The 11,420-nt window shown below is 64.2% G+C and carries 13 protein-coding genes; 5 read left to right on the plus strand and 8 right to left on the minus strand.

The features are described 5' to 3' along the window. Nucleotides 1–95 precede the first annotated feature (95 nt). Nucleotides 96–362: a DUF3325 family protein gene (locus HV822_RS08880; protein ID WP_318035918.1), complete on the plus strand. Its 267-nt coding sequence runs from the start codon at nt 96–98 to the stop codon at nt 360–362. A gap of 225 nt (nt 363–587) precedes the next feature. Next, nucleotides 588–2,732, plus strand: coding sequence for a TonB-dependent receptor (locus tag HV822_RS08885; protein WP_238873498.1), 2,145 nt, complete (start codon nt 588–590; stop codon nt 2,730–2,732). A 19-nt stretch (nt 2,733–2,751) separates the two neighbouring features. Here HV822_RS08885 and HV822_RS08890 read toward each other — a convergent pair whose 3' ends face one another. Further along, a complete protein-coding gene (locus tag HV822_RS08890; protein WP_238873499.1) occupies nt 2,752–3,372 on the minus strand; it encodes a flavin reductase family protein in 621 nt (206 codons plus the stop codon). Nucleotides 3,373–3,447: 75 nt separating this feature from the next. Beyond that, a complete protein-coding gene (locus HV822_RS08895) occupies nt 3,448–4,536 on the minus strand; it encodes an NADH:flavin oxidoreductase/NADH oxidase (protein WP_238873500.1) in 1,089 nt (362 codons plus the stop codon). 92 nt (nt 4,537–4,628) lie between these two features. Between HV822_RS08895 and HV822_RS08900 the strand changes: the two genes are divergently transcribed. Continuing rightward, the gene (locus tag HV822_RS08900) at nt 4,629–4,931 is read left to right on the plus strand and encodes an ArsR/SmtB family transcription factor (RefSeq protein ID WP_238873501.1); all 303 of its coding nucleotides are present in this window, start codon (nt 4,629–4,631) and stop codon (nt 4,929–4,931) included. Here HV822_RS08900 and modC read toward each other — a convergent pair whose 3' ends face one another. Genes modC through modA form a run of 3 tightly spaced genes read right to left on the minus strand, consistent with a single transcriptional unit; the run spans nt 4,932 to nt 7,452 of the window. Then, complete coding sequence (gene modC, locus HV822_RS08905) at nt 4,932–6,008, minus strand: molybdenum ABC transporter ATP-binding protein (RefSeq protein WP_238873502.1); 1,077 nt, start codon at nt 6,006–6,008, stop codon at nt 4,932–4,934. Next, nucleotides 6,005–6,700, minus strand: coding sequence for a molybdate ABC transporter permease subunit (gene modB / locus HV822_RS08910; RefSeq protein ID WP_238873503.1), 696 nt, complete (start codon nt 6,698–6,700; stop codon nt 6,005–6,007). Before modB ends, modC begins: the two co-directional genes overlap by 4 nt. A 2-nt stretch (nt 6,701–6,702) precedes the next feature. Then, the gene (gene modA, locus HV822_RS08915; protein ID WP_238873504.1) at nt 6,703–7,452 is read right to left on the minus strand and encodes a molybdate ABC transporter substrate-binding protein; all 750 of its coding nucleotides are present in this window, start codon (nt 7,450–7,452) and stop codon (nt 6,703–6,705) included. An 87-nt stretch (nt 7,453–7,539) separates the two neighbouring features. Here modA and HV822_RS08920 point away from each other — a divergent pair, with 87 nt between their 5' ends. Next, nucleotides 7,540–8,301 (plus strand): TOBE domain-containing protein, encoded by a 762-nt coding sequence (locus HV822_RS08920; protein ID WP_238873505.1) that lies wholly within the window; start codon nt 7,540–7,542, stop codon nt 8,299–8,301. A gap of 43 nt (nt 8,302–8,344) precedes the next feature. Here the strand turns inward: HV822_RS08920 and HV822_RS08925 are convergent, their stop codons facing one another. Further along, complete coding sequence (locus HV822_RS08925; protein ID WP_238873506.1) at nt 8,345–9,499, minus strand: benzoate/H(+) symporter BenE family transporter; 1,155 nt, start codon at nt 9,497–9,499, stop codon at nt 8,345–8,347. A 123-nt stretch (nt 9,500–9,622) separates the two neighbouring features. Between HV822_RS08925 and HV822_RS08930 the strand changes: the two genes are divergently transcribed. Next, nucleotides 9,623–10,204, plus strand: a complete 582-nt coding sequence (locus tag HV822_RS08930) for a helix-turn-helix domain-containing protein (protein WP_238873507.1) — start codon at nt 9,623–9,625, stop codon at nt 10,202–10,204. Here the strand turns inward: HV822_RS08930 and HV822_RS08935 are convergent. Next, a complete protein-coding gene (locus HV822_RS08935) occupies nt 10,192–10,470 on the minus strand; it encodes a peptidylprolyl isomerase (protein ID WP_083723822.1) in 279 nt (92 codons plus the stop codon). The two genes, HV822_RS08930 and HV822_RS08935, sit on opposite strands and share 13 nt — an antisense overlap. 5 nt (nt 10,471–10,475) lie before the next feature. Beyond that, nucleotides 10,476–11,345, minus strand: a complete 870-nt coding sequence (gene hexR / locus HV822_RS08940) for a transcriptional regulator HexR (RefSeq protein ID WP_238873508.1) — start codon at nt 11,343–11,345, stop codon at nt 10,476–10,478. Nucleotides 11,346–11,420: the final 75 nt, after the last annotated feature.

Genomic DNA, 11,420 nt, shown 5'->3' on the forward strand with positions numbered 1-11,420 from the left:
CGGCCCGAGCCGGCAGGAGCCCAGTCATGAGCGTGGTGCTGTTCTTTTTGGGGCTGATCCTGGCCTACGCCGGCATGCTGGGGCTGTGCCTGGCCATGGACCGCCACTGGAAGCAACTGGCCAGCGGCCTGCAACCCGGCTGGCAGCGTGTCTGCCGGCCGCTGGGCTGGCTGTTGCTGGCGCTGTCGCTGCTGGTAGCCTGGCAAATCTGGCCGCCGGCCATGGCGCCGGTCGGCTGGCTGGGCATGCTCTCGCTCGGCGGCATCAGTCTGTTATTCCTGCTGCCCTATCAGCCACGGCTGGCGCTTTGGTTGCCGCTGGCCAGCGCACCCTTGCTACTGGCGGCCGGCATGCTGGGTTAGGGCGTTGCGCGGCGCCTGACGCGGGTAAGCCTGTCGTCCTGCCGGCCACAGGAACGCAGGACGGCCCTTGACGGGGTATCGTGCAGGCCAGACAGAACATATAATGAGAATGCACTGCAATTTCATTCAAGTATGGCTGGTCGGCGCATGGTGCTAGGCAGGGCCAGCATGCCGAGGCTACTAATGCATTCTCTTCCTTTCAAACGCTCTGCATGTTCTCTCGCTTTGTCCTCGCTGTTTTACGCAGGTCTGGCGCAGGCGCAGCAAGGTGATGAGGCGGCTGCCGAGGTTGTTGCGCTGCCATCGCTGACCGTGACTACCAGCGCCGATGCGTCCGCCGAAGGGCTGCCGCCGGCCTATGCAGGCGGACAGGTGGCAGCTGGCTCACGGATTGGCATCCTGGGTAACCAGGACTACATGGAAACCCCGTTCACCGCCACCAGCTATACCCAAACCCTGATTCAGGACCAGCAGGCCGCCAGTATTGGCGAGGTGCTGCTGAACGACCCAGCCGTGCGCGTGGCACGCGGGTTTGGCAACTTCCAGCAGGTTTACATGGTACGCGGCCTGCCGATTTACTCTGACGACATCTCCTATAACGGCCTGTACGGCCTGCTGCCGCGTCAGTACATGGGCACCGAATTTGTCGAGCGGGTCGAGGTGCTGCGTGGCGCCAACGCCTTCCTCAACGGTGCTGCACCGGGCGGCAGTGGTCTGGGCGGGGCGATCAATATTGTGCCCAAGCGCGCTACCAACGAACCGCTAAACGAGGTGACCGCCGGTGTTCGCTCGGGCGGTCAGTACTACACCGCCGGCGATTTTGCCCGCCGGTTCGCCGATGATCGCATCGGTATGCGCCTGAATATGGCGCGCCGTGATGGCGATACGGCGGTTGATGGCGAGTCGAGCGAGTTGTCGCTGCTGGCGCTTGGGGCAGACTACCGGGGTGATCGTCTGCGTATTTCCGCTGATCTGGGCTACCAGAACCACGAGGTGGACGCTGGCCAGCCGAATATCACCATTGGCGCCGGCGTTCCTGTGCCCTCAGCGCCGGATGGCGATGAAAGCGTGGCGCAGAGCTGGACCTACTCCAACGCCGAGGACACCTTTGGCAGCCTGCGTGCTGAATACGATTTCAACGACTACGTAACCGGCTGGCTGGCCGGGGGTTTGCGTACCAGCGAGGAAGAGGGCAACTTCGCCAATCCGACGGTTATCAATACTGCGGGCGACACCAACGCCTACCGCTTCCACAACGTGCGCGAAGACGAGGTAGTCACCGGCGACATGGGGCTGCGGTTCAGCTTTGATACCGGCCCGGTCAGCCATCAGTTGACCACCTCGGCCTCGACCTACGAGATGAAGTCAGCGAATGCGTGGGGCGCGTCCAGCTTCGCTACCCGCGAGGTGCTGGGCAATATCAATAACCCGTTCGACAGCGCGCAGCCCGCCGCTACCGCGGCCGGCGCCGGTTCGCTCAGCGACCCGGAAGTCACCGAGCGCACCCGCACCCGCAGTTACGCCATCGCCGATACCCTCGGGTTTATGGATGACCGGCTGCTGGTCACCCTGGGCGCGCGGCAGCAGAACATCGCCACCTACAGCTACGCCTACGCCGATGGTTCGCGTACCGCCTCTTACGATGACGATGCGCTTACCCCAATCGCTGGTGTGGTCTATCGCGTCAGCCCTGAGGTGTCTGCCTACGCCAATTACATCGAAGGCCTGGTTAAGGGTGATGTTGCACCAAACACCTCTGGTGGCACCCCGGTTGCCAACGGTGGCGAAGCGCTGGAGCCCTACGTCACCCGTCAGGCTGAGCTGGGCGTTAAGTACGACGGTGGCCGTCTGGGCGGTAGCCTGGGTGTGTTCCAGAGTCGCAAGCCAGTGGCCGGCGTGGACGCCAGCAACACCTACGGCGTGGTCGGCAAACAGCGTTATCGCGGCGTTGAGTTCAATGCCTTCGGTCAGGCCACCAACGATCTGACGGTGCTCGGCGGCATTAGCCTGCTGGACACCGAGCTGGAGGGCAACGACGGGATTGGCGCACCCGAGGTGCAGGCCAATCTGGGGCTGGATTATCTGGTGCCGGGCGTGGACGGGCTGGCGCTGGATGGTCGGATCATCTACACCGGCGAGCAGTATATCGACGCTGCCAACACCCGTGAGATTCCGTCCTGGACGCGTTTTGACCTGGGTGCGCGCTACAGCTTCCTGATCAACGACGCACAGGACATGACGCTGCGCGCACGGGTCGAGAACGTTGCCAACCGTGACTACTGGGCCTCGGCCGGTGGTTATCCGGGCGCAGGTTACCTGACCGTAGGTGCGCCGCGCACTGTGGTGGTATCCGGCACCTTGTCGTTCTAACTGCGTGTTGCCGGCCTGCCTAGGCAGGCCGCGTCATGCGAAACAGGGCATTGGCCTCAATGCGGAAGTAATCCGCCGGCCCGCCGCCGCGCAGAATTGGCTGTGCGGCGGCGGTGTCGTAAACGCCGTCGACCAGCAGGCGACGGTCAATATGCACACCGACCACTTCTCCCAGTACCAGCCAGGTATTCACCGTCTCACCCGCTGCGCTGTGCAGCTGGATAATCTGCGTTTTGCGACATTCGAAGGCCACCGGGCTTTCGGCCACCCGGGGCACATCAATCAGCCGTGACGCCGCCGGCGTCAGGCCGGCCAGTGCAAACTCGTCTACCTCCGGTGCCACCGCCGCACAGCTCTGATTCATCGCCTCAGCCAGCGGCAGCGTTGCCAGATTCCAGACAAACTCCCCGGTCTGCTCAATGTTGCTCAGGCTGTCCTTGTGGCCAATGCTGGCGAACCCGATGATCGGCGGGGTGTAGTTGAAGGCGTTGAAGAAGCTGTAGGGCGCCAGGTTGAGGACGCCGCTCGCGCTGCGACTGGCAATCCAGCCGATCGGTCTGGGCCCGACAATGGCGTTGAACGGGTCATGGGCCAGCCCGTGGCCCTGTGCGGGTTGGTAGTAATAGCTGTCGTCCTGCATGGTGCCCCATCCCTTCTGCGTGACTGGTGCCTGCCATTGCAGCGCGCCAGGGCGGCGCGCGCAAGGGGGGCTGGATCAGTAGCGCTCAAGCCAATGGGCGTAGGGCGCGGGCATGACCCAGGACGGGCGCTCGACCTTGAGTTCGCGGGCGGCGTGATAGGCCCAGTGCGGATTGGCCAGATGCGCCTTGCCGACCATCACCAGATCCAGCTGACCGTCCTGCACCGCCTGCTCGGCGATGTGCGGCTCGCCAAAGCCCCAGGCGGAGGAGACTGGAACGCCGGCCTCATCACGCACGCGCTTGGCAATCGGGCCCATAAAGGCGGGCGCCCACGGGATCTTCGCGGTTGGCGTGTTGAAGCCCATGCTCACGCTCATCATGTCCATGCCGCCGGCCTTGAACTGGCGGGTCAAGTCGATGGCGTCGGTCATGGTCTGCTCGTCGTTGCCGTCAAACTCGATGACGCCAAAGCGAATGGTCAGCGGCAGGTGCTCCGGCCAGACTTCACGCACCGCAGCCAGGGTTTCGCGCAGAAAACGACCACGGTTGTCGGCATTACCGCCGTAGGCATCGGTGCGCTGGTTGGCGTGGGGCGAGAAGAAGCTCTGGGCCAGATAGCCGTGGGCAAAGTGCAGCTCCAGCCATTCAAAGCCAACGGCCAGCGCGCGGCGTGCGGCGGCAACAAAGTCCGCCTTGACCCGCTCGATGTCCTGCAGGGTCATGGCCTCCGGCACCTTCGGCAGATGCGCGCCAAAGGGAATGGCGGATGGCGCGATGGTCTGCCAGCCGTTGGTGGCCTCGTTGGGGATGTGGTCGTCACCTTCCCAGGGGCGGTTGGCGCTGGCCTTGCGGCCGGCGTGGGCAATCTGGATACCGGGCACCGCGCCGTGGGCCTTGATGCCGCGTACCACCGGGATGAATGCCTCAGCCTGGGCGTCATTCCACAAACCGGCGCAAGCGGGGGTAATGCGACCTTCCGGTGCCACAGCCGTGGCTTCGACAATCACCAGACCGGCGCCGCCGCGGGCCTGGCCGGTGTAGTTGGTCACGTGCCAGTCGTTGACCACGCCGTCGGTGGCCGAGTATTGGCACATGGGGGGCACGGCAATGCGGTTACGCAGGGTGATGTCTTTGAGGGAGAAGGGTTGAAACAGCGCTGACATGGATAACCTCCGGCAGCTGGGCGGGTTGATTCAATAGTTCGATAATATTGGAACTATGGATCACAAGTAAAGCCCTGTGTATGATCAGCGGCATGCGACCCTTCAAACACCCCCCCGCCAATGAGCTGTTGCTCGAACGTGTGCTCTACGCGCTGAGTGACCCGGTACGTCTGGAAATCGTGCGCCGGTTGGCCGAGGTAGGTGAGGCGAGCTGCGGCGAGCTGGACGGCGGTCGGCCGAAATCCAGCATGTCTCACCATTTCCGCGTGATGCGTGATGCCGGGCTGGTCTGCACCCAAAGCGTGGGCACTACCCACATGAACAGCCTGCGCCGCGCTGATCTGGACGCTCGCTTCCCCGGCCTGCTGGATGCCATTCTCAATCAGCCAGGTTGATCAGTTCAGGGCTACGCCCTTGATCTGCGCCCATAGCGGCTGACCAGGCTGCAGCCCCAGTTGCTCGACGGAGTAGCGCGTCACCCTTGCCAGCAGTGGGCTGCCCTGCAGGTCCAGCCGGATCAGCGCCTGGGCCGGCTGCTCGGCCGGTTCAATTGCCTCGATGCGTGCGGGCAGCAGGTTGAGCATGCTGCTTTGCTGCGGCTGCTGCAGCGACAGGCTGACATCCCGAGCTTGCACCGCCACCCGCACCGGCTGACCTATCGGCAGGGCTGGATGGGGGATACGCAGTTGCAGGGCGCTGCCATCGAGGGTCAAGGTCAGTAATTGATAGGTTTCGTCCCAGGCGCTGACGTGGCCTTGCAGCAGGCTACGCGCGTCGTCGCTGTAGGCCATCGGCAGGTCCAGGCGCGGTAGCAGTGCCTGCAACGGCCCGCTGGCACGTACCTGGCCCTGCGCCAGCAACAGCAGGTGATCGGCCAGGCGCGCTACCTCGTCTGCCGAGTGGCTGACATACAGAATGGGGATCGACAGCTCCCGGTGCAGGCGTTCCAGATACGGCAGGATGTCAGCTTTGCGCTGCGGGTCCAGAGCGGTCAGTGGCTCGTCCATCAGCAGGAGCTGCGGGTCGCTGAGCAACGCGCGGGCAATGCCGACGCGCTGGCGCTCGCCACCGGACAGTGCGGCGGTGTCGCGCTGCAGTAAGTGTTCAATCCCGAGCAAGCCGATGACCTGTTCCAACTGCTGGGCGCTGGCGGCTCTGCTGCTGCGCCGCCGGCCGTAGTCCAGGTTGCCCTGCACGTTCAGGTGAGCAAACAGGCTGGCTTCCTGAAACACATAGCCCAGGCGGCGTTGATGGGGGGGGAGCCAGAGCTCGCTGGCACTGTCCTGCCAGCGCGTGCCGTTGACCTCGATCAGCCCCTGGCTGGTGCGCTCCAAGCCGGCGATACAGCGCAGCAGTGTGGTCTTGCCGGCGCCGGAGGGGCCGATGATGGCGCTGACACCGCTGCCGGGCAGGGTCAGGTCCAGGTTCAGGGCGAAGTCGCCACGCTGTTGTTGCAGCTGCAGACGAATCATTGCCCGCTCCCCGGCATCACCCGCCAATGTCCGCGCCGATTGAGCAGCAGCAGGATCAGGAATGAGCAGACCAGCACGCCGCCGCTCAGCCAGTGAGCGCTGGCGTAATCCATCGCCTCAACGTGGTTGAAGATCTGCACCGACACCACCCGCGTTTGCTCGGCGATGTTGCCGCCAATCATCAGTACAACACCAAACTCGCCCAGCGTGTGGGCAAAACCCAGCACGCTGGCGGTGATGATGCCGGGGCGGGCCAGCGGCAGCGCCACGGTGAAGAAGCGGTCCAGCGGGCTGGCGCCCAGGGTGGCGGCGACCTCAAGCGGTCGTTTGCCGATGGCTTCGAAGGCGTTCTGAATGGGTTGCACGACAAAGGGCAGGGAGTAGCAGACCGAGCCGATTACCAGTCCGCTGAAGCTGAAGGCCAGGGTGCCCAGGCCGAGTTGCGCGGTCAGCGCGCCAATGGGGCCGTTCGGCCCCAATGCGACCAGCAGGTAAAAGCCCAGCACCGTTGGCGGCAACACCAATGGCAGCGCGATGACTGCGCTGATCGGCCCCTTCAGACGCGAGCGGGTGTGCGCCAGCCACCAGGCCAGCGGCGTGCCGAGCAGCAGAAGAACCAGTGTGGTCAGCGACGCCAGCTTGAGGGTCAGCCAGATAGCGGCCAGGTCGTTGCTGTCCAGCGGCAGACTCATGCTCAGTGTCCGTAGCCGTAACGGCTGATGATGGCGGCGGCGCGCTCGCCCTTGAGGTAGTCGAGCAGGGCTGTGGCGGCGGCGTTGTTGGCGCCTTTGCTCAGCAGCACGGCATCCTGATGAATCGGCTCGTACAAGGCTGTCGGCACCTGCCACGCGGAACCGCTGGTGATCTCGCCATCGCGCGCGACCTGCGAGAGTGCGACGAAGCCGAGCGCGGCGTTGCCGCTGGCGACAAACTGGTAGGTCTGGCCGATACTCTGGCCTTCAACCAGCTTGGGCGTTAGGGCGTCAGTCAGATTCAGCGCTTGCATAACCTGTGTGGCGGCGAGGCCATAGGGCGCGGTTTTGGGGTTGGCGATGGCCAGATGCTGGAAGTCTCCAGTGCGCAGCAGTTGCTCGCCGTCGCTGATCAGGCGCGCGTCAGCCGACCACAGCGCCAGCGCACCCGTGGCATAGGTAAAGCGCGAGCCGGCGACCGCCAGCCCGTCGCTTTCGACCCGGGCGGGCGTCGTGTCGTCGGCAGCCAGAAAGACCTCAAAGGGCGCGCCGTGGCTGATCTGGGCGTACAGCTGGCCGGTCGAGCCAAAGGCGGCAACTACGCGATGGCCGGTATCCTGCTCGAAGGCCTGGGCGATGTCCTGCATCGGGGCGGTGAAGTTGGCGGCCACCGCGACCTGCACGTCGTCGGCCAGCACCGAGGGGCTGAGGCCCAGGCAGGTAAGGGTGGCGAACAGCAGCGGCAGGCGCATGCAAGCTCCTTGGTGATGGGTTGGTGATCGTTTGACTATGATCGTTATATTATTCGTTATATAGCGCTTGGCAATGGGTAGTGTGCAATGAAGCTCGAAGGACAGTTCTGGTTTTCCCACCAAGGCCGGCCGCTGGCTGGGCAGGAGCGTATTGAGCTGCTGGCCTGCATCGCTGAAACCGGCTCAATCAGCAAGGCAGCCAAGGCGGCGGGCATGAGCTACAAGACCGCCTGGGATGCCGTCGAGGCAATGAACAGCAGCAGCGAGCAACCCTTGGTAGAGCGCGCCGCTGGCGGCCGAGGCGGCGGCGGCACTCGCCTGACCGGGGCGGGAGAGCAGTTGGTGACAGCCTTTCGGCGCTATCAGCAGGAGCATGCCGCCTTCCTCGCCAGGCTCGACGAGGACGCCAGTCTGGACCCTTATCTGCAGGTGATGAACCGCCTGCGGCTGCGCACCAGCGCGCGCAATCAGCTCTATGCGCGGGTCGCCGCGCTGCAACCTGACGGGCTGAACCAGAGGGTTCAACTAACCCTGGATGGAGGACAGAGCCTGACTGCGGTGATCACGCTAAACAGTAGTGAACGCCTGGGGTTGTGTGTAAATAGAGAGCTATTTGCACTGATCAAGGCGCCCTGGGTGCGGGTGGCTTCTGCCGCTGATCAGCCTAACGCACTGCGCGGCACGGTGACCGGGCGTGAGCAGGTGGAGGGTCAGTTGGCGCTGGAGGTTGCGCTGGATGGCGGTGCCCCTGTGGTTGCCACCCTGCCGGACAGCCCGGCTGTGCCGGGCATCGGTAAGCCGGTGACGCTATCCATCGACCCGGAGCAGATCATTCTCTGCGTAATTTGACCCGGGACGGCGGACCCAGGACGGCGGACCGGAGATGGTGCAGTTAGCGGCGTGGTAAGCGCAGCACCAGCAAGCCAAGTAGCAGGCCCCAGAAGGCGCTGCCGATACCCCACAGGGCGAGACCCGAGGCAGTCACCAGAAAGGTCAGGAAGGCCGCCTCCCGTTGTGCGTCGTCGTGCAGGGCGGTGGCCAGTGCATTGCCGATGGTGCCCAACAGCGCCAGCCCGGCAATGGCCATGACCAACGCCTGCGGGAAGGCAGCAAACAGACTGGCAACGGTGGCGCCGAACAGCCCCGTCAGCAGGTAAAAGAAGCCACCCCAGGCGCTGGCCCGAAAGCGCTGGTTTGGGTCCGGGTCCGCATCCTTGCCGGCGCAGATCGCGGCACTGATGGCCGCGAGGTTGAAGGTGTAGCCGCCGAAGGGTGCCAGCAACAGACCGGTGAGGCCGGTGGTGGTCATCAGCGGTGAGGCCGGCAGTTGATAGCCGTTGGCCCGCAGCACCGCCATGCCCGGCACGTTCTGCGAAGCCATGGTCACAATGAACAGCGGAATGCCGACGCCCAGCAGCGCCTGAATCGACAATGCTGGCGTGGTCCAGGTTGGTTGCGCCAGCGACCAGTTGAGGTGCTCCAGATGCAGCTGTCCGGCCAGCGCCGCGACCAGCACGCCAACCAGCAGGGTGACCGGAATCACGTAGCGTGGGAACACCAGCCTGCCAGCCAGATAGCAGGCCAGCATCAGCCCAACCAGCAAGGTTTGCTCCTGCAGCGCGCCGAACAGGTTGAGCCCGAATGGCAGCAGCACGCCGGCCAGCATGGCGCCGGCGAGCGACGCTGGTACCAGGCGCATGATGCGATCGAACCAGCCCAGCAGGCCGCAGAGGGTGATCAGCGCGGCGTTGAACAGAAACACGCCAATCGCCTCATTGAGGCTGAAGCCGGGCAAGCCGGTGGCCAGCAGCGCGCCACCCGGCGTACTCCAGGCGATCAGCACCGGAGCGCGAAAGCGCAGTGACAGGCCGATACTGGTGACCGCCATGCCGATGCCCAAGGCCCACAGCCAGGAGCTGATTTGCTGCGGTGATGCGCCAGCGGCCTCGGCGGCCTGAAAGATGATGACCGCCGAACTGGTGTACCCCACCAGCACGGCGATAAAGCCGGCGGCTATGTGCGACGGGTTAAACCAGGCTTTCAGCATATGGTATTCCTCACTCGGCGGGTCGTGCGTTATAGCGCACAAGTGGCCGATCCTAGCATCGTGCGCTATAACGCACAAAAGCAAATTGCTATGCTGTGCGACCTTTCGATGAGCGGACCTGTGATGCAGGAAATCAATCAGTATCTGGCGGCTACCCTCAGGCAGCTGCGTAGCGACCGCGGCTGGAGCCTGGACCGCGCCGCCGGCGAGTGCGGTGTCAGTAAGGCCATGCTTGGACAAATCGAACGCGGTGAGTCCAGTCCCACCGTGGCTACCCTGTGGAAGATCGCCGCCGGTTTTGATACCTCGTTGTCGACCTTTCTGGAGCCCTCGCCGGCCGAGCACGGCGGCATCACGGTGCGCAGTGCCGATGCGCTGCGTCAGCGACCTGCCGCCGATCAGATGCTGATTGCCCCCTTGTTTCCCTTTGATGCGCGCTACGGCTTCGAGCTGTTCGAGCTGACATTGTTGCCCGGTTACGAGCGCTTGTCAGAGCCGCATAGCCGCGGGGTGGTGGAGCATGTGGTGGTAGTGCGCGGTGAGATGGCGCTGCTGGTCCAGGGTGTCTGGCAGCGGCTGGGAGAGGGACAGGCGGTGCGCTTTGCCGCTGACCAGCCACACGGCTATCGCAACCTGGGGGCCGGGCCTGCGGTGTTTCACAACCTTATCTATTACCCGCCGGGCAGCGCCCGTCAGTCGCGGTAGAACACCTGCACCAGGTGATAGCCAAACTGGCTTTTTACCGGGCCGTGCACCACTTTAAGCGGCTTTTTGAAGATGATCTGGTCGATGGCGCGCACCATCTGACCGGGCCTTACCTCACCCAAGTCGCCGCCGCGTTTCTTTGACGGGCAGGTTGAGTACTTTTTTGCCAGCACGTCAAAGGCTTCGCCGGCGGCAATGCGCTTTTTCAGCGCCGCTGCTTCGGCTTCGGTCTTGACCAGAATGTGACGGGCCATGGCGACAGGCATAGGGTTTACTCGCTCAGTTCGCCGCGTTGGCTTTTGTTGGACAGGCGCAGGCCGCGCAGGCTGCGTTTGACGCTCTTCAGGTGGTTGACCAGCTCCGGGCCGCGGCGCATGGCCATGCCCATGGCCAGCACATCGATCACCACCAGATGGGCAATGCGCGAGGACAGCGGTGTGTAGATGTCGGTGTCTTCGGACACATCAATCGGGATATGCACCTGGCCCAGCTCGGCCAGCGGCGTGCGGCTGGGGCACAGGCTGATCAGCGTAGCGCCGGTTTCTACCACCAGGCTGGCGGAATGCAGCAGGTCCTTGGTACGCCCGGTTTGGGAGATGGCAACCGCGACATCCTCGGGGCCCAGCGTAACCGCCGACATGGCCTGCATGTGCGGGTCGGAGTAGGCTGCGGTGGACACCAGCAGACGGAAAAACTTGTGCTGGGCGTCGCTGGCCACCGCGCCGGAGGCACCAAAGCCGTAGAACTCCACGCGGCGAGCATGGGTCAGGGCGCTGATGGCCTGCTCGATGGCGGCGGCGTCAAGGCGCTCGCGCACTTCCATCAGGGTGCCCAGGGTGGTGTCGAAGATCTTGTGCGACAGGGCGTCTACGCTGTCATCTTCGCTGATCGAGAACTGTCCGAAGCTGGCACCGGCAGCCAGGCTCTGAGCCAGTTTGAGCTTGAGATCCTGAAATCCGCTGCAGCCAATCGCGCGGCAGAAGCGTACGATGGTGGGCTCGCTGACACCGACCTGCTGGGACAGGTCAGCCATTGATGAGTGCATCACCTGCGCCGCCTGTGCCAACACGAAGTCGGCGACCTTGAGCTCGGACTTTCTGAGCAGGTCGCGGCTGGCGGCGATGTGCTGGAGCATGTTCACAGTGGCATGATGTCGGCAGCAGGTGACGGCAGCAGCGCTGCCAAATCCATCCGGGGGCAAGTCCGGCGGGCGTAT

The sequence above is a fragment of the Halopseudomonas maritima genome, assembly GCF_021545785.1.
Classification (GTDB): domain Bacteria; phylum Pseudomonadota; class Gammaproteobacteria; order Pseudomonadales; family Pseudomonadaceae; genus Halopseudomonas; species Halopseudomonas maritima.